At 65.2% G+C, this 23,766-nt stretch carries 16 protein-coding genes; 10 read left to right on the top strand and 6 right to left on the bottom strand.

From position 1 onward, the window contains the following. Positions 1 to 618 precede the first annotated feature (618 nt). Positions 619 to 1,487 (top strand): IS630 family transposase gene (locus MPPM_RS22485; protein ID WP_432419862.1). Its coding sequence is split into 2 segments (ribosomal slippage): positions 619 to 886 and positions 886 to 1,487, totalling 870 coding nucleotides; the frame shifts between segments, so codons are not numbered across the junction. 88 nt (positions 1,488 to 1,575) lie between these two features. Beyond that, the gene (locus MPPM_RS28170; RefSeq protein ID WP_157914236.1) at positions 1,576 to 1,962 is read left to right on the top strand and encodes a response regulator; all 387 of its coding nucleotides are present in this window, start codon (positions 1,576 to 1,578) and stop codon (positions 1,960 to 1,962) included. Positions 1,963 to 2,392: 430 nt separating this feature from the next. On the opposite strand, the gene MPPM_RS22480 is transcribed toward MPPM_RS28170, so the two are convergent. Next, positions 2,393 to 2,962, bottom strand: a complete 570-nt coding sequence (locus tag MPPM_RS22480) for a recombinase family protein (RefSeq protein WP_096486956.1) — start codon at positions 2,960 to 2,962, stop codon at positions 2,393 to 2,395. A gap of 246 nt (positions 2,963 to 3,208) precedes the next feature. Here MPPM_RS22480 and drt3a point away from each other — a divergent pair, with 246 nt between their 5' ends. From drt3a to MPPM_RS22450, 6 genes are all read left to right on the top strand, one after another. Then, entirely contained in the window at positions 3,209 to 4,477 is a 1,269-nt protein-coding gene (drt3a, locus tag MPPM_RS22475) for an antiviral reverse transcriptase Drt3a (RefSeq protein ID WP_096486955.1), read from the top strand. Beyond that, the gene (gene drt3b, locus MPPM_RS22470; RefSeq protein ID WP_096486954.1) at positions 4,467 to 6,395 is read left to right on the top strand and encodes an antiviral reverse transcriptase Drt3b; all 1,929 of its coding nucleotides are present in this window, start codon (positions 4,467 to 4,469) and stop codon (positions 6,393 to 6,395) included. The genes drt3a and drt3b overlap by 11 nt, the downstream gene beginning before the upstream one ends. A gap of 648 nt (positions 6,396 to 7,043) precedes the next feature. Then, positions 7,044 to 8,477, top strand: coding sequence for an NAD-dependent succinate-semialdehyde dehydrogenase (locus MPPM_RS22465; protein WP_096486953.1), 1,434 nt, complete (start codon positions 7,044 to 7,046; stop codon positions 8,475 to 8,477). 535 nt (positions 8,478 to 9,012) lie between these two features. Further along, the gene (locus tag MPPM_RS22460; RefSeq protein ID WP_096486952.1) at positions 9,013 to 10,398 is read left to right on the top strand and encodes a polyhydroxyalkanoate depolymerase; all 1,386 of its coding nucleotides are present in this window, start codon (positions 9,013 to 9,015) and stop codon (positions 10,396 to 10,398) included. Positions 10,399 to 10,644: 246 nt separating this feature from the next. Next, positions 10,645 to 13,617, top strand: a complete 2,973-nt coding sequence (locus MPPM_RS22455) for an FAD-binding and (Fe-S)-binding domain-containing protein (protein WP_096486951.1) — start codon at positions 10,645 to 10,647, stop codon at positions 13,615 to 13,617. Between the two features lie 75 nt (positions 13,618 to 13,692). Then, positions 13,693 to 14,565, top strand: a complete 873-nt coding sequence (locus MPPM_RS22450) for an SDR family oxidoreductase (RefSeq protein WP_096486950.1) — start codon at positions 13,693 to 13,695, stop codon at positions 14,563 to 14,565. A 117-nt stretch (positions 14,566 to 14,682) separates the two neighbouring features. On the opposite strand, the gene hyi is transcribed toward MPPM_RS22450, so the two are convergent. Further along, positions 14,683 to 15,459 carry a hydroxypyruvate isomerase gene (gene hyi, locus MPPM_RS22445; RefSeq protein WP_096486949.1) on the bottom strand — a complete coding sequence of 259 codons (777 nt, stop codon included), beginning with the start codon at positions 15,457 to 15,459 and terminating at the stop codon, positions 14,683 to 14,685. 54 nt (positions 15,460 to 15,513) lie between these two features. After that, complete coding sequence (locus MPPM_RS22440) at positions 15,514 to 16,317, bottom strand: GntR family transcriptional regulator (RefSeq protein WP_173807938.1); 804 nt, start codon at positions 16,315 to 16,317, stop codon at positions 15,514 to 15,516. Positions 16,318 to 16,469: 152 nt separating this feature from the next. Here MPPM_RS22440 and MPPM_RS22435 point away from each other — a divergent pair, with 152 nt between their 5' ends. Together MPPM_RS22435 and MPPM_RS22430 are read left to right on the top strand one after the other, a co-directional pair. Beyond that, a complete protein-coding gene (locus tag MPPM_RS22435; RefSeq protein ID WP_096486948.1) occupies positions 16,470 to 17,645 on the top strand; it encodes a pyridoxal-phosphate-dependent aminotransferase family protein in 1,176 nt (391 codons plus the stop codon). 89 nt (positions 17,646 to 17,734) lie between these two features. Continuing rightward, positions 17,735 to 19,036, top strand: coding sequence for an MFS transporter (locus tag MPPM_RS22430; RefSeq protein ID WP_096486947.1), 1,302 nt, complete (start codon positions 17,735 to 17,737; stop codon positions 19,034 to 19,036). 111 nt (positions 19,037 to 19,147) lie between these two features. Here MPPM_RS22430 and MPPM_RS22425 read toward each other — a convergent pair whose 3' ends face one another. The 3 genes from MPPM_RS22425 to MPPM_RS22415 all read right to left on the bottom strand — a co-directional run bounded on the left by MPPM_RS22425 (position 19,148) and on the right by MPPM_RS22415 (position 23,570). Continuing rightward, positions 19,148 to 19,537, bottom strand: coding sequence for a hypothetical protein (locus tag MPPM_RS22425; protein WP_096486946.1), 390 nt, complete (start codon positions 19,535 to 19,537; stop codon positions 19,148 to 19,150). A gap of 411 nt (positions 19,538 to 19,948) precedes the next feature. Then, positions 19,949 to 20,428, bottom strand: coding sequence for an anaerobic typically selenocysteine-containing protein (locus MPPM_RS22420; protein ID WP_096486945.1), 480 nt, complete (start codon positions 20,426 to 20,428; stop codon positions 19,949 to 19,951). Positions 20,429 to 20,858: 430 nt separating this feature from the next. Next, on the bottom strand, positions 20,859 to 23,570 hold the full coding sequence (locus MPPM_RS22415) for a DUF2339 domain-containing protein (protein WP_096486944.1): 2,712 nt from the start codon (positions 23,568 to 23,570) through the stop codon (positions 20,859 to 20,861). Between the last annotated feature and the right edge of the window lie 196 nt (positions 23,571 to 23,766).

Raw genomic sequence — 23,766 nt, 5'->3', positions numbered from 1 at the left:
ACCTTTTTCCTAACGATGGGAAGAGGTTAGGTGGATGATAGAGATGAGGATGACCGCACTCTCACACAGCGGTCTCACACACAGTGCCTCTCAGAGTAGCCCGACCGTGGAAGGACCCTAAGACAGGGGTCTACCATCTACGGCAACGAACTCCCCGTGACATTCTCCCGAGCTTGAAGGGACAGTCCGTAACACTGCCGGTGGGTAGCTTGCGGGTGTCGGTCATGGTCGGTGTCATCGTCCAAGTGTCGTTGCGGACGAAAGAGCCGAATCAAGCGCGCATCTGGCATTCGGTCGCCGATGGGGCTTTGAAGCTCATCTGGCAGGCCTGCAGGGATGGCTCCAAGGGATGCGCTGAATCCGATCAGCCCTTGAAGGGTGCCGGACACGCTGATCCTATTCCGGTTGCGAATCTGGACGCTGAAAAGCCACGCTCAAGGGCGGCCACTGCATCGAGTGAATCGAAGACGCCTCCCATCACCGTGTGCGATCTGTTTGAGCGGTGGGCCGCATACAGCGCGGATAAGAAGGCCCTCAACACCATCAAGCGGTACCGCAACAGTTTCCGTTCGCTTGGGGCCTTCGCCAAGAAGCGTGACGTTCGAACGCTTACGGCCGATGACCTGTATGGGTGGGCAGAACACCGGCGCGATGTCGAAGGCGTTTCACCGCGTGCCATCAACAAAAACGACACCCAAGCCGATGGGCGGAGATCAACGCTCGCACCGGATCGAGACGCAGGCCGACCTGATCCTGTCGCTCTACGAGGCGCAGCCCGGCATCTACCTGCATGAACTCCGTGCGGCCCTGGCCGAGCGCGGCGTCAGCGTGGCTCAGAGCAGCCTTTCGCGCTTCTTCAAGCGCCATGGGATCTCGCGAAAAAAAGCACGGGCCACGCGGCCGAGCAAGACCGGCCGGACGTGAGGGCTGCGCGCGAGGCGTGGTTCGAGGGCCAGCTCGACCTCGATCCGGATGGCCTCGTGTTCATCGACGAGACGGCCGCCAACACCGCCATGGCCCGCCGCTACGGACGTGCGCCCCGCGGCGAGCGCTGTCGGATGAGCGTGCCTCAGGGCCACTGGAAGACCACCACCGTCACGGCGGCCTTGCGCAGCAACGGCATCACCGCACCGTGGCTGCTCGACGGTGCGATGAACGGGCAGGCCTTCCGCACCTATGTGGCCGACGTGCTTGCCCCAACCCTCAAGGCCGGCGACACCGTCGTGCTCGACAACCTGCCGGCCCACAAGGTCAGCGGCGTCCGCGAGCGTATCGAGGCCGTGGGAGCCCGGCTGCTCTACCTCCCCGCCTACAGCCCCGACTTCAACCCGATCGAGATGGCCTTCGCCAAGCTGAAGGCGCTGCTGCGCAGCGCAGCGGCGCGGACCATCCCGGACCTCTGGGACGCCATCCGACGCAGCCTGTCCCGCTTCGCGCCAGCCGAGTGCCGAGCCTACTTCGCCGCAGCTGGCTACGATGCAACCTGATCGGATGCCGCTCTAAGTGATACAAGTTAATTTGCACGCTTTGATCGATTGATACCAAAGCAACGCGTTATACTGAGGGAGCTTAGCCATGGCCGAACGCCAACAATTGTTAGATACAAAAGTTCTCATCGTCGAAGACGAGTATCTGATCATGGATGAAGTCAAGCGCATTGTCGAAGCCGCTGGCGGCATCGTAGTGGGTGCGCACGGCAACCTTGATGATGATGTCTTCGAGCGTTCCGCGCTACGCACAGACATCGCCATGCTAGACATCAACGTTCGTGGAAAGATGATCTATCCGCTTGCTGACGTTCTACGTGAGCGTGGCGTCCCGTTTATATTTGCAACAGGCTATGATTTTGAAAGTATCCCGGATAAGTTTGCCTCGGTGCCAAGGATTCAAAAGCCGTTCGATGCAGATGAGCTTGTGAACGCCTTGGCTGACACCCGCACAAGGACATCGCATGCCGGATGAAACAGAATTGGCCCTCGACTTTTGAGGGCTTCTTCCTTACGACCTGCTTCAACACCGCGTCGAAGTTTGCCTCAAGCGCCGCCATAATGAAGCGCCGCCGCAGCTCCGGTGTCAGCTTGACGCTTGCCCAAGTTCTCTTAGGAGTCGGTCACGGTCGGCAACATGCGTAGCTTGCGTAGCTTCGAAGGTGCGCAGCAACTCCCGCGCGAGCGCACTGTCGAGGCCGGCCGCTTCCATCTTGGCAACAATTTCGTGCTGCCGGCTTAGGTGACGGTCGCCTTCAGCAACATGCTGTTAGGCCAAGGCGAGGCGATCAAGCAGACTGTTTCGACCCATGTGTTCTTTTCACATGGATCAGCGGTGTCATCGCTGCCCAATGACACGATCTGCACATCGTGGCCGCAGGGTCCGTCGAGCGTCGATCAACAAGTCAAATGGTTGCCACACCTTTCGTCCGATCCGACCCTAGCAGGCGGTAGACGGAGGCGCGGCTGACCCGCAGTTCCTTGGCGATCGCGGTGCCGCCCATGCCCGATGCCGCCAGTTCCCTCACACGGATTGCGTCGATAGAAGGCTTACGGCCCTTGAACGCCCCTTCGGCTTTGGCCTTGGCGATACCCTCCATCTGACGCTCACGCCTGATCGCTGTCTCGAATTCCGCGAACACGCCGAGCATCTGTAGGAAGCATCGGCCAGCAGGTGTGGACGTCTCAATGGGCTGCTCGATGGCGACGAGGATTACGCCAATCGATTCCATCCGCTTCACGATAGCTGATAGGTCAGCGATGGAGCGTGCAAGGCGATCTATGCGGGTCACGACGATCCGATCCCCGGCCCTGGCAAACTGAAGCAACGTCTCAAGCTCCGTCCGCCCTTCGACCTTGGTGCCCGTATGGGTTTCCGCCCTGATGATCTCACACCCATACGCGCGAAGGGCTTCCTGTTGGATCGTCAGGGACTGTGAGGCCGAACTGACCCTTGCATATCCATAGGTCGCCATGGCGTGATTGTCTCTTATGGGTCTAGACCCTCAAACCATGCCGTCTCATAATGCGGATGTCGAGTCTAAAAAGACACCGGCCTCGGATGAGCGGGTGTCTTGGGGCGGTGACTCGTAAGGGTTTACCCCAAAAAAACTAAATCCGTTCACCGAAAGAGGCTAAGTGGCCAAACGAAGCAACAAAGCCGATTCGCTCGGCGGGAACGAAACGCTCGATACGCGGCGCAGCCGTGAGGCGAGATACTAATGACGCTAAGCAATGCCTTATCGGCCAAGTCACTTAAACGCGTAGTACGAAGAGGTGACTCAGCCCGCTTCAAAATTGATCTCGCAAAAGATCGAGAAGCTATTATCACAGAAATAGCCGAAAGCGCTTCCTGCCGCGAGATTGATTTAACATCTTTCGTCAAGTCAAAAATTAAAGGGCGAAGGTGCATAAGTTATAATAACTACAATGCTAATCTCTTGCTTCGCGCAGTTGCGAAGCATATAACGAGCCGCTTTAGGATAAGAAACCCGAGTAGAGAGTCTATCGTCGACGGGGTGATCGAGTCACTGATAGAATCCACGCCGATGTACATCATCCGGCGCGACATAAAGTCGTTCTATGAAACTATCCCTATCGACGAAGTTCGGAAAAGACTTATATATGACACAGCGATCCCAAGGACAACAAGACACTATATTCGATCTTTTTTCGAAACGCATTGCAATGGAGCAGCTGCCGGGCTTCCGCGCGGCGTAGGTCTCAGCTCAACAATTGTTGAGCTCGCGATGGAGCGTTTTGACAAGGAAGTCCGCGGACTTGAAGGCGTCTATAAGTACTTCCGCTATTCTGATGATATATTGATTTTTACTTTTATTGAACCAACTCAGATAGAGATTAAAATTGGTGAGCTTCTGCCCGAGCCGATGACTTTCAATACGGAAAAGTTTGGAACTACCTCGCTTATTAATAAGGATAAGAAATCGACTTCAAAAAAATCTATAGAGTACCTCGGATATAAGTTCATTGTATCGGACTACTGCGACAGCAACAAACATCGCAAGGTTGAAGTTACCTTGTCGGACAAAAAGACTATTAAGCTGAAGACACGTATAGTACTTGCCCTTAATGAATTCGTCAAAACTGGGAATGGCAATTTACTCTGCGAGAGAATGGAATTTTTAAGCGGAAACTATCGGCTTAGGCGAGTTGGTAACAGCTATGTCGCAAGCAATGACTTCTTCCTTTCTGGAATCTACTATAGTTATAGACACTGCGGAATTCACACCTGTGACGGTTCTGAAGAACAAACCCCGCCTGAATTGACTTTAGTAAACTTATTTTATCACAATTTGATCAGAAACAAAAGGCATCGGTTTCGGCGATATCTCTTACAAAATCTGAATCATCAGCAGATGGAACGGTTGCGCAAAGTGAGTTTCCCTCACGGATTTTCAAGCCGGATGTCCATCAAAATACGTTACGATAGGCTTAGATCAATAAAATCGGTGTGGCAAAATGCGAAATGATAAGCACGCGTCGGTCAAGTATCGCGCGCTATTAACCGATACATTGCCATACGAAGTTCCAGTAATATTCTCGAACGATAAATTTCATCTTGGCCTCTGCGCACCTATGAGCGCAGATGTGGAGAAGGCATACTTGAAAGTTGTCAAGCCAAGCACGGCATTCACAATACCTTATAGTTATACGATTTCGAAAGACAGCTCTCGAACCACAACTTTGTCTATTGTGCATCCTCTTGCTCAAATGGCAGTCGCAGAATTCTACACAATTCATGCTAATAGCTTATTGAACTACTGTGCGAACAGCCGATTTTCGCTTCGTCGGCCAACTGACGTTGCATCTCCCTACGGCGCTGTAGTCACTGCTGAAGCGGACGAAGGGCTCAAATTAGGGCTTGTAGAGGCGCTTAGAGAAGACGGACAGCCCGACGTCGGACATTTGTCGTCATTCTTTGTATATGGAAAGTACAATCTGCTCGGAAAGTTTATGGATTCAAGAGAGTTCATCCGGCTTGAATCAAAGTTCAGATTTCATCGCTCGGCCGACGTGTCTAAATGCTTCTACAACATATACACACATTCTCTAAGCTGGGCAGTCAAAGACAAGTCTTTTGCCAAAGACAACAGGAACTACTATAGCTTTGAGAATGAATTTGATAAGCTGATGCAGATTTGCAACTACAACGAAACGAATGGCATTGTTGTAGGTCCAGAGTTCTCGCGCATATTTGCAGAGATTATATTGCAGGACGTCGACAGCAGAGTTGAAACCGAATTGAAGCAAGACAAAATCTTTGCTGGTACGGACTACGATCTTCGTCGGTATGTCGATGACTATGCTATCTTTGCAAACGACAAATTTATATTGAGCAAAGTTGAAGCTGCTGTCAAAAAGCACCTTGAATCCTATAAACTCTTCATTAATGAAAGGAAAGTGGTCGATAGCGAGAGGCCTTTTGTATCCGCAATCACACTCGCTCGCAATGAATTAGGTCCAATACTTCGCAGTATACAAGGTCGACTATCTGACATTGAGAAAACATCGGAAGTCGCTCCAGATACTGTTAGATTTATACGGTCTCAATCTAAAAGCATTCGCATCATCGTTGCGAAGCATGAAATTTCATTTTCGAATGTTAGCGGATGGATTATGTCCGTCATCAGGCGTGCGATTTTGCATGCTGTGAAGCTTATAGAAAATCCTGATTTCGTCGAAAATCAAACCGCTCTGTGCGATGTTGTCGCAATGCTACTCGATGTTGCGTTTTACATCTGCGCTATGGACGCTAGAGTTCGCACAACATACTCTATATGTCAGATTGTACTCTCTGTCAGCTCCACTTTTGATAAGATGCCGGAGGAACAAGCTGATACTATTCGACATGTGATGATGGAAGAAATAACTTCTATTGTACGAACGCTGCGCTCGAAACTGGGAGATCATTTGGGAAGCGTTGACAATATTGAGATATTTAATCTACTAATCTGCGGATCGTATTTTGTGGGAGAGGAGTTTCTCAACTCAAAGCATGTACAAGATACGCTTAAAAGCATCATACGTGCTCCGAACTTGTCATACTTCTCTTATATAACTGCTAAGTTCTGCTATTTGAGAAATGATACTTTGTTCCATGATGAAATCAAACAATTGGAACAAGAGGTTAAAGAGCGCATTTTAGCGCGGCCCGACGCCGTATTTTCGGAATCTCAATCATTTCTAATGTTTTGCGACTACATATCCGACAAAAAAATCGATATCAAAGAAAGAATGGTGTTATTTAAACTCTGCGCGCCTGGCGAACTTTCCAAGTCGTGCTTCGAAGATGTCTCGGACCGCCTCGGTTTCGTTGATTGGTCAGGCATCAGCGTTAAACACCTTCTGAGAAGAAAAGAGTTGCGTCCCGTGTACGCATGGCGATAGGAGAGTGGTGGGACTGCTGGGGTGAAGCACTTTCGTCCTAGGATGGAAGTTACAGAGCTTTTAGTTCTGGGCTCATGAATTTGCGCTTCCCGCGCGAGCGATTGGCACACACACATCGCTCTGGCGGTCCCGCCCATCTAGGTTTCATCGTTACCAAGATCGACGTCGGCCGTTGATGGTTCGTTGTCAGCGAAAAACTATGTTGATCCGGACGGCTTGAAACGGTCTCTCAGGACTGGCCCGAAGCTCGCTTCACCGTCAGAAAACTGTTGCTACGGATTCTCCAAAGGACGATGCGTTAGGTTCGGTTGACGGATGCACCAAACTCTCGCACAGTACGGTCAATTAGGTCGTCTTTAGCTTCGAAACAACAGTAAAATGATGTTTCGAGTCCTCTTGGCCGCACCAAACTCTTTCCTGTTTCGGAGCAAAGAGTTGGTGCTTTTCGGCGGTCGGTGATCGACCCCGTTTCACACAACGATTTCACACAGAGCGGCGCCGGCCTGAAGGTCTGGAAGCGCAGTTGCATCGTAGGCGCGGTCGGTGCCGTCCAGCCCGCGGCTGACGGCGCGATCGGATCGCCGCCGACCGTGCCGCAACGAGCGCGCAGCGCCTATATGAGGGCCGTCCCTTCCGCGGAGATGGCTCATGGACCTCGACGTTTCGCTTCACATCGCCGGCCGGTGGCGCTCCGGCAGCGGCGGCGAGACCCTGTCCATCCTCAACCCGGCCACGGGTGAACCGGTCGGGCGGGTCGCGGTCGCCGGGCGGGCCGATCTCGATGAGGCGCTGGAGGCGGTCGAGCGCGGTTTCGCCGCGTGGCGAAAGGTCTCCGCCTTCGATCGGTCCAAGGTGCTGCGCCGGGCAGCCGCCCTGATGCGCGAGCGCGCGGAGGCGATCGCCCGCACCATGACCCTCGAACAGGGCAAGCCGCTGGCCGAGTCGCGCATCGAGACCGGCGTCGCCGCCGACATCATCGAGTGGTTCGCGGAAGAGGGGCGCCGCGCCTACGGCCGGGTCATCCCGGCCCGCGCCGAGGGCGTGCTCCAGATCGTCACCCGCGAGCCGGTCGGGCCGGTGGCGGCCTTCACGCCGTGGAACTTCCCGATCAATCAGGCGGTGCGCAAACTCTCGGCGGCGCTCTGCACCGGCTGCCCGGTCATCCTCAAGGGGCCCGAGGACACCCCGGCCTCCTGCGCCGAACTGGTGCGCGCCTTCCTCGACGCCGGCGTGCCGGGCGACGCGCTCGCCCTGGTCTACGGCGATCCGGCCGAGATCTCCGGCTACCTCATCCCGCACCCGGTGATCCGCAAGATCACCTTCACCGGCTCGACCGCAATCGGCAAGCAACTCGCGGCGCTCGCCGGCCAGCACATGAAGCGGGCGACGATGGAACTCGGCGGCCACGCCCCGGCGATCGTGTTCGACGATGCCGATGTCGACACAGCGGTGCGGGTGCTCGCCGCCAACAAGTACCGCAATGCCGGGCAGGTCTGCGTCGCCCCGACCCGTTTCCTCGTGCAAGACCGGGTGTACGACCGCTTCGTCGACGGGTTCGTCGCGGCCTCGAAGGCGCTCAAGGTCGGCGACGGTCTCGATCCCGCGACGCAGATGGGTCCCCTCGTCCACGGCCGCCGGGTCGAGGCGATGGAAGCCTTCGTGGCCGATGCCGAGGCGAAGGGGGCACGGCTCCTCACCGGCGGCAGCCGCATCGGTAACCGCGGCCATTTCTTCGAGCCCACCGTCTTCGCCGACGTACCGCTCGATGCGCGCATCATGAACGAGGAGCCGTTCGGGCCGATCGCGGCGATCCGGCGCTTCGCGGCGGACGAGGAGGCGTTCGCTGAGGCCAATCGTCTGCCCTACGGGCTCGCGGCCTACGCCTACACGCGCTCGGCCACCCGGGCGAACCGAGTGGGCGAGGGGGTCGAGTCCGGCATGATCTCGATCAACCATCACGGCATCGCACTCCCCGAGACGCCCTTCGGCGGCGTCAAGGATTCCGGCTACGGCAGCGAGGGCGGCGCGGAGGCGATCGAGGCGTATCTCGTGACGAAGTTCATCACCCAGGCCAACACCTGAAACGACTTCCGCGCGATCGCGTCGGGGCCGCGGCCCGTCATCCCGGGCCGCGGAGCGGTCCCCGAATTCCACCCGGGATGCGGGAAACACGGCCACGTCAGGGGTCATCGTGGATTCCGGGTCCGCCTTCGGCACCCCGGAAGGACGGCTGCAGGGATCGAACCGAACCCATCGACCGGGAGCGGTTTGAAACCGCGCTTTCGCGGCAAAAGCCGTCGGCCCCGTTAGACAAGTCGGTCCGCGATGATGCGGGCCGCCTGTTCCGCCTGTCACCCTCGCGCAACTCGCAATGTCACGTAACGCGCAATGTCGAGTGAATGTCGCGTGTGCGCCCGCGATGACCCTCACGGCTCAAGGCAATCGAGGGCGGCGGGCTCTTCCGTTTTTTGCCAGTCCATCCTCAAGCTCGGGCGGCGCCATCAACAGGGGGATCTTGTACAAACGAAACCTTTTCTCGGGCCCGCGAGTTGCACCTTCCACCAACGCAAGAAAAGGACAGCTTGGGTCAAGCGAGCTGCTCCAGGGAAGCGCTCGCATGCTGTACCCTCTTTATGAGGCTGGCCATCTCATGCTCGCACCGATGCGCCTGGCGGCGGAAGCCACCCGGCTTGCCTGCGAGAACCCGTTCAATCCTCTCGCCTACGCCCCCCACAGCCGCACCGTGGCCGCCGGCTGCGAGATGTTCGAGCGCGCCACCCGCGTCTATGCCAAGCCCGCCTTCGGGCTCGGCGTGAGCGAGCGGATCGTCTGGGAGCGCCCCTTCTGCCGCGTGATCGCCTTCGGCGAGCCCTCCGCGGCGCTGGACGCCAAGCCGAAGCTCCTGATCGTCGCGCCGATGTCGGGCCATTACGCCACGCTGCTGCGCGGCACGGTCGAGGCCTTCCTCGACAGCCATCAGGTCTTCATCACCGATTGGACCGATGCCCGCCAGGTGCCGGCGCGCGCCGGCCGGTTCGGGCTCGACGACTACATCGACACCTGCATCGACCTGTTCGCGGCGCTGGGGCCGGACCTGCACGTCGCGGCCGTGTGCCAGCCCTCGGTGCCGGTGCTCGCCGCCATCGCCCGGATGGAGGCGGAGGATCACCCGCTCGTGCCGCGCTCGGCCGTGCTGATGGGCGGGCCGGTCGATACCCGCCGCTCGCCCACCGCCGTCAACGTTCTCGCCCAGGAGAAGGGCTTCGCCTGGTTCGAGCGGCACTGCATCCACACCGTGCCGCCCGGCTATCCAGGCGCGGGACGCGCGGTCTATCCGGGCTTCCTGCAGCTTGCCGGCTTCATGGGGATGAACCTTGAGCGGCACCGGGACGCCCACCACGCGATGTTCGACCATCTCGTGCGCGGCGACGGCGACTCGGCCGCCCGCCACCGGGCCTTCTACGACGAGTATCTCGCGGTGATGGACCTCACCGCCGAATTCTACCTCGAGACGATCGAGCGGGTCTTCATCGGTCACGACCTGCCCCGCGGCACCCTGCGCCATCGCGGCGAGCCGGTCGATCTCGGCGCGATCCGCCGCTGCCATCTGATGGCGGTGGAGGGCGAGAAGGACGACATCACCGGCCTCGGCCAGACGAGAGCCGCGCTCGATCTCGCCGTCAATTTGCCCGAGGCGGCCAAGAGCTACCACATGCAGCCGGGCGCCGGGCATTACGGCATCTTCAACGGCTCGCGCTTCCGCGCCGACATCGTGCCGCTGATGCGGGACTTCATGGAGCGCAGCCAGCTGCGGCCCGCCACGCCGCGGCCGGCTCCGGTGGTGCCGGCGCCGGAGCCGCACCCGATCCTCCTGCGCGACGGCCCCACCCTCCAGCCGCCGCGCGCCCTGCCCAAGCGGCCGATCCTGCTGCCCGAGCCCGTTCCCGTCCTGGCCGAGCGGCACGGCCCTCAGGAGACGATCCCGCAGCGGATCGCGCTGTAGACCCTCCGGTTCCATCTATACAGCCGAGCGGCCACCGATCCCCTCGGCGGCCGCTTCGTCGTGTGACCCGGCCGGCACGACGCGTGGAAGCCGCGCCGCGACAGGGTCATTGCAGATCGCTTTACATTCCAGATCACGTGATGCGCCCCGCGACGCTGCCGCGTTTGACCCGCCCCTTCGCGCGAATTATGAATTCAAAAAAGCCGAACGCCTGTCCAGGGTGCGGCGCGGGGAGGGAGGTTCCACTTGAGCGCGAATCCGGGCGCGAGCGCGAAACCGGCCGAGGCACCGGCTCCGACCGCGCGGGCGAAGGCCCGCAACGATGCCGGGCTGCCGCGCAAGCTCGCCGAGGTCCTAGAGGGCGAGGCCCGCTTCGACACCTTCACCCGCGGGCGATACGCGACCGACGCCTCGATCTACCAGATCATGCCGGCGGGCGTGGTGTTTCCCAGGAGCGCCGCCGACATCGCCGCGACCCTGAGGGTGGCGGCCCAGTTCGACCTGCCCGTGATCATGCGCGGCGGCGGCACCTCGCAGAACGGCCAGCCGATCGGCGCCGGCCTCGTGGTCGATTGCTCGCGCCACTTCAACGGCGTCGTCGCCTACGACGCGGAGGGCGGCACCGTCACCGTCGAGCCCGGACACGTGCTGGAGCGCCTCAACGCCCGGCTGAGGGCGGACGGCTGGTTCTTCCCCGTCGAGCCCTCGACCGCCACCCGCTGCACCATCGGCGGCATGGCCGGCAACAATTCCTGCGGCGCCCGCTCGCTGCGCTACGGCAAGATGAGCGACAACGTGCTGGCCATGGAGGCGCTGTTCCACGACGGCGCCGCCTTCGGCTTCGGGCTGACCGGCAACGAGGCGAGCGCGGTGACGGGTGGGGCGCGGGCGGACGACCTCGCCCGGCGCATGCTGGCGCTCGCCGCCGAGAACCGCGACGAGATCGAGAGGATGTACCCGCGGGTGCAGCGGCGGGTCGGCGGCTACAACCTCGACTCCCTGGTCGAGCCGCGGCCGAACCTCGCCCATCTCCTCGTCGGTTCGGAGGGGACGCTTGCCGCCACCACCACGGTGACGCTGAAGCTCTCGCGCCTGCCGGCCCACCGCGTCATGGGCGTGTGCCACTTCCCCTCGTTCCGCGCGGCGATGGAGACCACGCGCCACATCGTGGCTCTCGACCCCGTGGCGGTCGAACTCGTCGACAACAACGTACTCGTGCTCGGCGCCGACATCCCGCTGTTCCGCACGACGCTGGCCGACATCACCCGGGGCCAGCCGAACTGCCTGCTGCTGGCCGAGTTCGCCGGCGACGACCTCGCCGCGCTCAAGCAAGACCTGAAGCGCCTCGACCAGTGCATGGCCGATCACGGCTTTCCCGACGCGGTGGTCGAGGTGGTGGAGCCCAACCGCCAGAAGGCGGTGTGGGAGGTGCGCGAGGCCTGCCTCAACATCATGATGTCGATGAAGGGGGACGCCAAACCGGTCTCCTTCATCGAGGATTGCGCCGTCCCCCTCGACCATCTGGCCGACTACACCGACGCGGTCACCGAGGTGTTCACGCGGCACGGCACCCGCGGCACGTGGTATGCCCACGCCTCCGTCGGTTGCCTGCACGTGCGCCCGATCCTCGACATGAAGAAGGGCGGCGACGTCCGGAAGATGCGCGCCATCGCCGAGGAGACCGCGGAGCTGGTGCGCCGCCACAAGGGCTCATACTCGGGCGAGCACGGCGACGGCATCTCGCGCTCCGAATTCGTGGAGCCGCTGTTCGGCGCAAAACTCACCCGCGCCTTCGAGACGGTGAAGGACGGCTTCGACCCCGAGAACCGCCTGAACCCCAACAAGATCGTCCGCCCGCTGAAGATGGACGACCGCACCCTGATGCGCTTCGCGCCCGACTACGCGGTGAGCGCCCCGGTGAAGACCGCGCTGGACTGGTCGGATTGGGGCGGCTTCGGCCCGGCGGTCGAGATGTGCAACAACAACGGCACCTGCCGGAAGCTCGCAGGCGGCGCCATGTGCCCCTCCTACCGCGCCACCAAGGACGAGCAGCACCTCACCCGCGGCCGCGCCAACTCCCTGCGGCTGGCGATCTCGGGTCAGCTCGGCAAGGATGCCTTCACGAGCCCCGAGATGAAGCGCACGATGGACCTGTGCGTGTCGTGCAAGGCCTGCCGCCGGGAATGCCCGACCGGCGTCGACATGGCCAAGATGAAGGTCGAGTTCCTGCACCACTACCACGCCCGGCACGGCCTGCCGCTCAAGGAGCGGCTGGTGGCCGAGATGCCGCGCTATGCCGGCGTGGCCGCGGCGCTGGCGCCGCTGCTGAACCTGCGCAACCGCTATCCGGCGCTCGCCCGGTTCGGCGAGCAATGGGCCGGCTTCTCCGCCCGCCGCTCCCTGCCGGAATGGCGCCGGCCCTGGCGCGAGAGCGGCGAGGTCGCCCATCCGGAGGACGTGATGGGCGATTTCCGCGACCTCATCCTGTTCGGCGACACCTTCAACCGCGCCTTCGAGCGCGAGAATCTGGAAGCCGCCGAGCGGGTGCTGCGGGCCGCCGGCTATCGCCTGCACCGCGTCGTCGCCCACAAGGGCCGCCGTCCGCTCTGCTGCGGCCGCACCTATCTCGCCTCCGGCCAGACCGACCGGGCGCGGGAGGAGGCCCGGCGGACGCTGGACACGCTCCTGCCCTTCGTGCGGGCCGGCGCCCGGGTGGTCGGCCTCGAGCCCTCCTGCCTCCTCACCTTCCGCGACGAGTTCCTGTCGTTGCTGCCGCGCGAGGAGGCGGACGAGCTCGCGAGCAAGGCTTTCCTCTTCGAAGAACTTCTTGCCGCCGACCTCGCGGCCGGCCGGATCACGCTTCCGCTCGCCGACCAGGGCGGCCGGGTCGCCCATCTGCACGGCCATTGCCACCAGAAGTCGTTCGGGGCGATGGGGTCGGTGGAGACGGTGCTGCGCGCGGTGCCGGGGCTCGATGTGCGGGTCATTGAATCGAGCTGCTGCGGCATGGCTGGCGCCTTCGGCTACGGCCGGGACACGATCGACGTCTCCTTCGCCATGGCCGAGCTGTCGCTGTTCCCGGCCTTGCGCAAGGCCTCCGCCGACGACCTCGTGGTGGCTGACGGCACGAGTTGCCGCCACCAGATCCACGACGGCCTCGGCCGCGACGCGATCCACGTCGCCCGCGTGCTCGACGCGGCCCTGACGCCGGGGCGCTGAGCGCGGCCCGGCGTCGCCCTTCGGAACGGCGGCCCTCGCCTGCGGTTGTCGCGGCAATCCCCAAAAGGAGCCGTGATGACCGATCCGCTGACGAAGTACCCGCGCCCGCCCTTCGAGACGCAGCCCCAGAGCTTCCCCGGCAAGACGGCTCAGATGGCGCCCGAGCCCGACCACGGCGAGGAGAGCTACAAGGGCTCCGGCAACCTCACGGGCAAGGCCGCCCTTGTGACGGGCGGCGACAGCGGCATCGGGAGGGCGGTGGCGATCGCCTATGCCCGCGAGGGCGCCGACGTGGCGATCGCCTACCTGCCCGACGAGCAGAAGGATGCGGAGACGGTCGGCAACTGGATCGAGAAGGCGGGCCGGCGCGCCCTGCTGCTTCCCGGCGACATCAAGGACCCGGCCTATGCCCGCGAAATCGTCGAGCGCACGGCGAAGGAGTTCGGCCGGCTCGACATCCTGGTGAACAACGCCGCCTTCCAGCAGCCGAACCAGGGGGTCGCGGACATCGACGACGACGTGTTCGAAAAGCACTTCCGGACCAACATCTTCGGCCCGTTCTACGCCACCAAGGCGGCGCTGGCGCATCTCAAGCCCGGCGCCTCGGTGATCTTCACCTCCTCGGTCAATTCCAAGCACCCGGTGCCGACCCTGTTCGCCTACAGCGCCACCAAGGGGGCGCTCAGCAACATGGTGCTCGGCCTCGCGCAGCTGCTCGCCGAGACCGGCATCCGCGTGAACGGCGTGCTGCCGGGCCCGATCTGGACCCCGTTCATCCCCGCCGGGATGAGCGAGGATGCGGTGAAGACCTTCGGCAGCCAGGTGCCGTTCAACCGCCCCGGCCAGCCGGCCGAGCTCGCCTCGGCCTACGTCATGCTGGCAGCGGAAGAGAGCAGCTACACCTCCGGCGCGCTGATCACCGTCGCCGGCGGCATGCCGATCTTCTGATCGCAGGTTTCGAAAGGACGAGTCCTTTCGCGGGTCCAGGGCAGAGCCCTGGAGACAAGCCGGGGCTCTGCCCCGGCGCCCCGCCGAAGGGATGATCCCTTTGGGATCACACAATCTTCAGCGATAGGCCGTCATCCAGCCGAGCCCCGCCGCGGTGCCGGAGGCGGGCAGGTATTCGCAGCCGATGAACCCGTCGTAGCCGAGGCGGTCGAGGGTCGCGAAGGCGGCGGAGAAATCGATGCGGCCGGTGCCGGGCTCGTGGCGGCCGGGGGCGTCGGCAATCTGGACATGGGCGATGCGGGCGCGATGGCCTTCGAGGCTCCCCGCAAGGTCCTCGCCCATTGTCGCCATGTGGTAGAGATCGGCCTGGATGAACAGGTTGTCGGACCCCACCGCCTCGATCACCGCCGCCGAGTCCGCGAGGCGGTTCAGGACGAAGCCCGGCATGTCGCGGTCGTTGATCGGCTCGATCAACAGGCGGATGCCCGCACGGCCCAGCGCATCGGCGGCGTAGGCGAGATTCTCGGTGAGCGTCGCGCGAAGGCGGGCCGGCTCGACCTCCGGCGGCGCGAGGCCGGCGAGGCAGTTGAGCTGCCGGCATCCGAGCGCCCCGGCATAGTCGATCGCCCGCGCCACCCCGTCGCGGAATTCGGCCTCACGGCCGGGCAGGGCGGCGATGCCGCGCTCGCCCGCGGCCCAGTCGCCGGGGGGCAGGTTGTGCAGCACCAGCGGCAGGCCGGTCTCGGTGAGGCGCGCGGCCAGCGCCGCCTTCGCCTCGGCATAGGGAAACTGCATCTCCACCGCCGCGAACCCGGCGGCGCGGGCCGCCGCGAACCGATCGAGCAGCGGCACCTCCATGAACAGAAGGCTCAGATTGGCAGCGAAGCGGGGCATAAACGAGCCGTTCGGTCGCGCAAGATGCATTCAAAAATGATGGAGATGCGGGCGTCAGGCACTCTCGCCGACGACGATCTCGCCGAGGGCCGGCGCCGCGGCCTCGCGATCGGCGGCGGCCTTCCGCTTGTTGCGCAGGTGGCGGAACAGGATGTCGCTGAGTTCCGCCCCGGCCCGGCGGCGCAGGGCGTCGAGGATCTCCTCATGCTCGCGCATCGCCTCGCCCCAGCGGTCCCGGTTGGCGTCGAGATTGGCCGAGTAGCGCGCCCGCCGCAGGCGCCCCGCGAAGCTCGCGTAGGCGGCGCTCAGGGCCGCGTTGTCGGCCGCCTGCACGATGCGGTCGTGGATCGCCTGGTTGCAGGTGAAGTAGCCGTGCAGGTCGCGCCGCAGGTAGTGGCCGTACATGTCGTGGTGGAGCCGTTCGATCTCGGCATAGGCCTCGCTCGAGATGCGCTCGCAGGCGAGCCGACCGGCCAGGGACTCCAACCCGCCCATCACGTCGAACAGCTCGACGATCTCCCGCTCACCGATCCGGCGGACCCGGGCGCCGCGGTTCGGCAGCAGGTCTATCAGCCCCTCCGAGGCCAGCACCTTCAGGGCCTCGCGCAGGGGGGTGCGCGAGATGCCGAAGCGCTCGCACAGGAGGCGCTCGGGCACCCGGGCGCCGGGCGCCAGATTGCCCTCGACGATGAAGTCGCGCAGTCGTGCCAACACCTCGTCGTGAAGGGAATGCACGAGGTTTTCCCGGGGTTTGGCGGGCGATCCGGCCGAACGCCCGGCGGGGAGGGGGATCGGACGGTCCGCGCCCCCCGATTCGCCTTCGGCGTGTATCACGGCGGGAATCGTGGCGGAGGTCATGACGGATTGGTAGCAGCGGGCTCGATCGCCGTCGATGGGATGATTGAAGGCATGATACTTCTTGTCTCAATCAAAAATGAATGCAAATCTGGCGGGATGAAACGATCGGGCGCAGCGTGAAACGCCCGGCATCCGGCCGAACGGGAGGAACCATGACGAGCCGCACCGGACGACACTTCCTGCACATCCCGGGGCCGAGCCCGGTGCCCGAGCGTGTGCTGCGCGCCATGGACCGGCAGGTGATCGACCACCGCGGGCCGGAATTCGGCGCGCTCGGACGCGAGGTGCTCGAGGGCTGCCGCACCATCTTCCGCACCAAGGGTCCGGTGGTGATCTATCCGGGCTCGGGCACGGGGGCCTGGGAGGCGACGATCGTCAACACGCTCTCCTCCGGCGACCGAGTGCTGATGTTCGAGACCGGCCACTTCGCCACCCTGTGGCGGCAGATGGCGGCGCGCTGGGGCATCGAGGTCGAGTTCGTGCCCGGCGACTGGCGCCACGGCGTCGATCCGGCCCAGGTCGAGGCCAAGCTCGCGGAGGATCGCGGCCACACCTTCAAGGCGGTGATGGTGGTCCACAACGAGACCTCCACCGGCGTGACGAGCCGCATCCCGGCGATCCGCGAGGCGATCGATGCCGCCGGCCACCCGGCCCTGCTTCTGGTCGACACCATCTCCTCGCTCGGCTCGGTCGATTACCGCCACGACGAGTGGGGCGTCGACGTCACCGTCAGCGGCTCGCAGAAGGGGCTGATGCTGCCGCCGGGCCTCGGCTTCACCGCGATCTCGGACAAGGCGCGGGCGGCGGGCCGGTCCAACAACCTTCCCCGCTCCTACTGGGACTGGGAGGAGATGCTGAAGCCCAACGCCAACGGCTACTTCCCCTACACGCCCGCCACCAACCTGCTCTACGGCCTGCGCGAGGCGGTGGCGATGATGCTGGAGGAGGGGCTCGACAACGTCTTCGCCCGCCACCAGCGGCTCGCCGCCGCGACCCGCGCCGCGGTCGAGGCCTGGGGACTCGAAGTGCTGTGCCGGAACCCGGACGAGTACTCGCCGGTGCTCACCGCAGTGATGATGCCCGAGGGCAAGGGCGCGGACGCCTTCCGCGCCCTGGTGCTCGAGAAGTTCGACATGTCGCTCGGCGCCGGGCTGTCGAAGCTCTCCGACAAGATCTTCCGCATCGGCCATCTCGGCGAGACCAACGACCTGACCCTGATGGGCGCCCTGTCCGGCGTCGAGATGGGGCTGGCGGCGGCCGGCGTGCCGCACCAGCGCGGCGGCGTGCTCGCCGCCATGGCGAGCCTGCGCTCCGGCCTCGACGGCTGATCCGTTTCCAAGACGCCGACGCCCCGGGCCAAGCCGCGCATCAGATGCGGGGCCCGGGGCGATAGCCCAAAAATCCAGAGGAAACCCCGATGATCACGATCCCACGCCGCGTGACGGCGCCGGGCATGGTGCTGTTCCTGCTCTGCCTGATGTACTTCATCACCTATGTCGACCGGGTCAACGTCGGCACCGCCGGCCCGGCGATCAAGGGCGAACTCGGCCTCAGCAACACCGAACTCGGCCTCGTCTTCTCGGCCTTCGCCTACCCCTACGCGGTGTTCCAGATCATCGGCGGCGCCATGGCCGACAAGTGGGGGGCGCGGCGCACCCTGCTCATCTGCGGCCTGATCTGGGCGGCGGCGACGGTGGCGACCGGCTTCGTCGGCGGTGTGGTCTCGCTGTTCCTCGCCCGCTTCGCGCTGGGCTTCGGCGAGGGCGCGACCTTCCCCACCGCGACGCGCGCCATGCAGTCCTGGGTGGCCAAGGACCAGCGCGGCTTCGCGCAGGGCATCACCCACTCGTTCGCCCGTTTCGGCAACGCGGTGACGCCGCCGCTCGTCGTCCTGATGATGGCCTATGTCGGCTGGCGCGGCGCCTTCGTCGTCCTCGGCATCGTCAGCTTCGCCTGGGTGCTGGTCTGGGCGTTCTACTACCGCGACGATCCGCGCGAGCATAAGGGCATCACCGGCGAGGATCTGGAGCGGCTGGCGATCCGCGACCGCACGGCCAAGCCCGTGGCCAAGCCCCCCGTGCCGTGGCGCCGGCTCGTACCGCGCATGGCCCCCGTCACGCTGACCTATTTCTGCTACGGCTGGTCGCTGTGGCTCTACCTCAACTGGCTGCCCTCGTTCTTCAAGGACGGCTACGGCCTCGACATCAAGAACTCGGCCCTGTTCGCCTCGGGCGTGTTCTTCGCGGGCGTCGTCGGCGACACTTTGGGCGGTGTGGTCTCCGACCGCATCCTGAAGAAGACCGGCGACCTGCAGAAGGCGCGCCGCAACGTGATCTGCCTCGGCATGCTGGGCGCCGCCGCCTGCCTCGCCGGCGTGTTCTTCACCAAGGAACTGACCCTGGTGGCGCTGCTGCTCAGCGGCGGGTTCTTCTTCCTCGAACTGGTGATCGGCCCGATCTGGTCGGTGCCGATGGACATCGCGCCCCAATATGCCGGCACGGCGAGCGGGCTGATGAATTTCGGCTCGGCCTTCGCGGCGATCGTCTCGCCGCTCACCTTCGGCCTGATCGTGGACCTCACCGGCAACTGGATCCTGCCGTTCGCGGGCTCGATCGGCCTGCTGCTGCTCGGCGCCGGCCTCGCCTTCACCATGCATCCCGAGCGTCCGTTCGAGGACGAGCCCACGCCCCTGACGCCGCGGGCGGTGCCGGCGGAGTAGCAGCAATCCCCTCCGTCGCCGCTCCGGCGGCGACGGAGCCGGGTGTCCACCGCCGCATCTCTCGCTCGGTCGTCGGTGTCCGCAAGGTCGTGCGGACGACGGGCGAGAGGCTCAGGACGCGGGGAAGCGGCGCTGGAGGTCTGCCAGGATCTCGACTGCCTCGCTGGAGATGCCCGCCTCCCGCACGGCCTTGAGGCTGCGATCCTCAGGCCCCGGCGCGACCGCGGGCTCGAACTGGCGGCGGTGGGCCTGATCGAGGATCTCGGCGATACGGTCACCGACCGCCAGGGCGATGGCGGTCGAATCCGGCCCTTCCGAGCGGTGGGCGTGCATGCGCTGGAGCGCGTCGGCGATCTGCCGCTCGAAGGCCTGGAACAGCGCCTCGGCCGCCGACGGATTCATCCGCCTCAGGGCGCCCGCGGCCGCGCAATAGGTCTCCTTGAGCATGTACAGGGTCAGGCGGTCGATGGCCTGCTCGTCGTCGTCCCCCGGCTTCGCCATGCGTCCTCTGTCCTCTGATCCGGATCCACGCCGCGACGGGGGGATTGGATCGTCGCTCCCAACCATGGATGGGGGATGGGGTCTGCTCGGTATCGCTCACGAAACGCCCGCCGCGCCGTCGTCGCCCGAGCGACAAACGTGAGAGGTCGGGAGTTTTGCGAAAGACACTCTAAGCCTCATCGCAGGCTTCATCGTCAACCTCAACGCCGAGCCGCGTGGTCAGACCTCGCGGTCAAGTCTTGCCGGGTGCGGTCGCATCCCGGATCCTTCCGTTTCCTTCGGGACGGCGGATTCCGGCTCCGCTCCGGCGTCGCGCGGGGCGGCCGATCCTGCCGATACGGTCTCCGCTTCGGTCGAGCAGGGATCAAATCGTCCCCGCAAACTGCCGCGATACTGCCCCGCTAGGGGGCCTCAGCCCGCGGGCGGGGTCAGGATCACCTTGCCCTCGGAGGGGTTGCTCCGGCTGTTGGCGCCGGTGCAGGCGAAGGACTTCTCGCCGGCCGAGACCGTGCGCAGGCGCAGCTGCCCGCGCCCTTCCCGCTTGACCGTGTAGCCCTTCTCGCTCGCCACATGGACGAGATCGCCGTCGGCGTGCAGCACGCGGCCATTCTCGAATTGACCCGGCATGGTGATCGTCACCGGCTGGTCGGCCCGGCTCACCACGTTGAGCGCCACGTTGGTGTCGGCCGGCAGACGCAGCTCCATCGGCAGGCAGACGGGATGGCCGTCGCGCATCTCGACGGTCAGCTCGATCGACGGCATCGCATCGCTGGCGGGCGGCGGCAGCGGCTTTCCCTGGCCTTGTGCCTGCGCGGCGGCCGGCAGCGCGAGGCCGGTCACGGCGGCGAGCAGGACGGCCGGGATGCGGAGGCGGGTCGAACGACGGGGCATGCACGAATCCTTCGCGATGGGTTCACGGCACCCTCCGGATCGGCGGTCCGCCCGTTCAAGGCGGCCCGGTCCGGACGATGCGGCCGCGCGAGGGCGCCGGCTCGTCCAGGGAAGACGCCGGCCCTCGGCCCTGTTCCGCTCCGCGACGCCCCGACGCGGCAGCTGTCGTGTGCGGGCCGGAGCCGGAGGAGACTGTCGATGGGAGATCGAACGTGTTCGGTTCCGCGGAGCCCGCTGCTTCGGCGGCTACGGCGCCGTGCTTTGACGCGCCATCGCGGGTCTGGCGGCCCCGCCGTCCAAGCCGGGACGGCGGGGGGTGTCGTTCGCACGACCGAGCCGATACGCAACGTGGCTCCCCCGCAGAATGACCGCGACCGGTTAGCCGAAGGTCAATGCCGGGAACGGCCACCGTTCCGGAACGGGACCGCTCTCAGACCTCGGGTGCCGCCGTTCTCGGTGCCGGCGCGAAGACGAGGCGCTGGTAAACGAGGCCGATGCCGATCAGGCAGGCGCCGAGCCCGAGGAAGGACAGGGCCCGCAGCGGCCCCTCCAGTCCCGAGAGGTCGAGCAGGAACACCTTGAGCGTGGCCAGCCCCACGAGCACGGCGGAGGCCAGACGCGCGGTGGCCGAGCCGCGCAGGATGCCGTAGCCGAGGGCGGCGAGGCCGAGACCGAGCCACGCCGCCGAGTAGGCGTACCACTCGGCCTGTCCGGTCTCGCGGTCGAGTCCGAGCCGCTCGCCCTGAAAGCCGTGTCTTACGGCGAGGCACAGGGCGAGGAAGCTCAGGGCCAGTCCGAGGCCGCCCGCCATCCGCACGAACCAGACCGGCCGCACGTCTCGCGCCGCCCGCGCCAGCGCGAAGGCCGCCGCCGCCGGCAGGGCGTAGGCGAGCACGGCGTCGTTCACGATGAGCCCGCCCGCGACCGGCTCGTCGGTCAGGAGGGGGTTCGCGGCGAGCCCGAGGCCGAGGGCGCCCTGGATCAGGGCGAGGCAGGCGAAAGCGAGCCCGCCGAAGCGGATCACCGGTGAGGCCGAGGGTCCGGAGAACCGCGTCAGCACCAGCGAGAAGCCGAGGGCGGTCAGCGTCGTCAGCCCCTGTTCCAGCACGCTCGTGCCGGGCTCGGACAGGCGGCCGCCATGGAGCGCGTGACGGATCTCGAGGAAGACGAACAGGGCCGAGAGGAGCAGGCTCAAGGCCTGCGCCACCTGTTCCGGGATGTCCGCCGGGCGCGCCGGCCAGCGGATCGCCCGGGCGGCGAGGCCGAAGCAGAGGGCCGGCAGGCCGTAGGCGGTCAAGAGGCCGTTGAGGATCGGCGTACGCGACAGATCCCCCCGGATCAGGGCCGGATCCCAGGCGAGCCGGGCGGCGACGATGACGGCGAGCCCGGCCACGCACCAGCGCAGGGCCGGGATGTCGAGGCGCCGCGCGATCAGGGCCGTGGCGAGGGCCGCCCCGGCCAGGGCCGGTGTCAGCGAGCCGCCCGAGAGGGCGAAGACGAGGCCGAGGCACAGGTTCGCCACCGCCGCCGCCGCGAAGGCGCCGAGCCCGAGCGCCAGAGCCGGGGAGGGGGTTTGCTCGCCCTGGCGCCGGCACAGGGCGGCGAGCCCGCAGAACCCCGCGGCCAGGATCCCCGCGGCGGCGGCGAAGCCCGGCGCCACCGCCCCGCCCGCGATCCGCAGATCCGCGATCGCGAGCGCCGCGAGTGGCGCCGCCGCCCCGGCGGCGAAGCTCAGCGCCGTGGGATAGGGCAGCCGGCTGCCGCCCAGGAGCCGCAGCGCGCCGAGAGCGGTGACCGCGAGCGAACCGGCCGCGGCCAGCCCGATCAGCAGACCGGGATTCTCGACGCCGTACCAGAGGAGGAAGAAGGGGATGCCCGTGGGGTCCGCCGCCTGCGGCCAGAGCATCAGGGCCCCCGCGAGGGTCAGGGCCGCGATGGCGCTGCCCGCGGCGGCAGGCGCGGCGACGAGACCCGCGAGCGCGGGCAGCACGGTCGCGGCCAGGGCGGCAGCCGCCCAGCTCAGGTCGTTGCCGTCGGAAGCCGTCCCGCCGAGCACCGCCAGCGCCACGCCGGCCGCCGCCGCGAGCGCGAGGGTGGCGAAGCGGTCGAGCCGCGCCTGCCCGTCGGGCACGCCGCGCCCCGGCAAAACGGCGAGAACGAGCACCGCCAGCGCCTGCTGCAGAACGAGGTGGGCGTGGACGGCCGCGCCCTCTCCGGGTAGAATCGTGAGGAACAGGGCCCAGACCGCCGCGCCGAGACCGGCCGACACCGCGAGCGCCCGCCAGCCCTTCAGCCAGGCGAAGGCGTAGGCGCTGCCGGCCACCACCGGCAGGTAGAGGGCGAGCGGCCACAGGCTGGTGCCCCCGCCGCCGACGAGGAGGGGCGTGGCCAGCGCCCCGACAATGCCGATCCCGGCCAGGGCCGGCCCGTGCAGCAGGGCGGCCACCATCGCTGCGAGGCCCGTCACGGCCAGCCCGGCGAAGGCGAGGCCCGGTCCGATGAAGCCGTAGAGCGCGTGCGCGGCGTAGACCGCTCCGAACAGGCCGACGGTGCCGGCGGCGGTGACCATGGCCGGAACGTCGGGCCAGATCGAGGGCATCGGCTCGGCCCCGCGCAGGCGCCGTCTGAGAACCTCACCGAGCCCGATGAGGCCGAAGGCGAGGGCGAAACCGCCGGCGATCCGTACGCCCGGTCCGAACAGGCCGCGCTCGGCCGAGTAGCGCACAAGCAGCACCGCGCCGAAGGCCAAAGCGAGGCCGCCGACCCAGACGGTCCAGCGGGTGCCGAAGCGCTCCTCGATGGACGGGGCAGGGGAGGGGGAGGAGGCGGATGCCGGCCGGCCCGGCGCCATGGCCGGGACGGCGCCGCGCGGCGGCGGCTCGGGCGAAGGCTTCGGCGACGTCTCCGGCGACCTCTCCGGGCGGGGCGGCTCGGGCACAGGGGCCGGCGGCGCGGAGGACGCCGGGATCGGGGCCGGCATCGGCGCGGGGCCGGCGATCGGACGCGCCTCCACCAGCGCGAGACGCCGCTCCAGAACCTGAATCCGGTGCCGCTGCCGCAGCGCCAGCAGCAGGCCCGCCGGACCGGACAGGGCAAGCGCCAGCGCGATCAGCACCGCACTCAGGAAAAGTCCATCGTCCATAGGCCGAGCGTCCGCTTCGAGAGCGGCGAAGCTAGCCTCGTTCCCGGCCCGAATGGGTGCGGGTGCTCACACGCTCGTGAATCATTGCGCCACGAATCCTATGGATCGCGCGGTCTTGCAAATGACGGCCGGGCGGGATGTCAGCAGCGGATGCGGCAGCCGTGCCGCCTCAGCGAACGAATGCAAGATAAAGACG

Origin of the sequence: Methylorubrum populi (assembly GCF_002355515.1) — a bacterium.
GTDB lineage: Bacteria > Pseudomonadota > Alphaproteobacteria > Rhizobiales > Beijerinckiaceae > Methylobacterium > Methylobacterium populi_A.
The sequence above is the reverse complement of the archived record's forward strand: the minus strand, read 5'-3'. Positions and strand labels throughout refer to the sequence as shown.

Bases quoted from the DNA above. Each gene is read 5' to 3' on its own strand.
- MPPM_RS28170 (WP_157914236.1), top strand. From the start codon at position 1,576: ATGGCCGAACGCCAACAATTGTTAGATACAAAAGTTCTCATCGTCGAA.
- MPPM_RS22480 (WP_096486956.1), bottom strand. From the start codon at position 2,962: ATGGCGACCTATGGATATGCAAGGGTCAGTTCGGCCTCACAGTCCCTG.
- drt3a (WP_096486955.1), top strand. From the start codon at position 3,209: ATGACGCTAAGCAATGCCTTATCGGCCAAGTCACTTAAACGCGTAGTA.
- drt3b (WP_096486954.1), top strand. From the start codon at position 4,467: ATGCGAAATGATAAGCACGCGTCGGTCAAGTATCGCGCGCTATTAACC.
- MPPM_RS22465 (WP_096486953.1), top strand. From the start codon at position 7,044: ATGGACCTCGACGTTTCGCTTCACATCGCCGGCCGGTGGCGCTCCGGC.
- MPPM_RS22460 (WP_096486952.1), top strand. From the start codon at position 9,013: ATGCTGTACCCTCTTTATGAGGCTGGCCATCTCATGCTCGCACCGATG.
- MPPM_RS22450 (WP_096486950.1), top strand. From the start codon at position 13,693: ATGACCGATCCGCTGACGAAGTACCCGCGCCCGCCCTTCGAGACGCAG.
- hyi (WP_096486949.1), bottom strand. From the start codon at position 15,459: ATGCCCCGCTTCGCTGCCAATCTGAGCCTTCTGTTCATGGAGGTGCCG.
- MPPM_RS22440 (WP_173807938.1), bottom strand. From the start codon at position 16,317: ATGACCTCCGCCACGATTCCCGCCGTGATACACGCCGAAGGCGAATCG.
- MPPM_RS22435 (WP_096486948.1), top strand. From the start codon at position 16,470: ATGACGAGCCGCACCGGACGACACTTCCTGCACATCCCGGGGCCGAGC.
- MPPM_RS22430 (WP_096486947.1), top strand. From the start codon at position 17,735: ATGATCACGATCCCACGCCGCGTGACGGCGCCGGGCATGGTGCTGTTC.
- MPPM_RS22425 (WP_096486946.1), bottom strand. From the start codon at position 19,537: ATGGCGAAGCCGGGGGACGACGACGAGCAGGCCATCGACCGCCTGACC.
- MPPM_RS22420 (WP_096486945.1), bottom strand. From the start codon at position 20,428: ATGCCCCGTCGTTCGACCCGCCTCCGCATCCCGGCCGTCCTGCTCGCC.
- MPPM_RS22415 (WP_096486944.1), bottom strand. From the start codon at position 23,570: ATGGACGATGGACTTTTCCTGAGTGCGGTGCTGATCGCGCTGGCGCTT.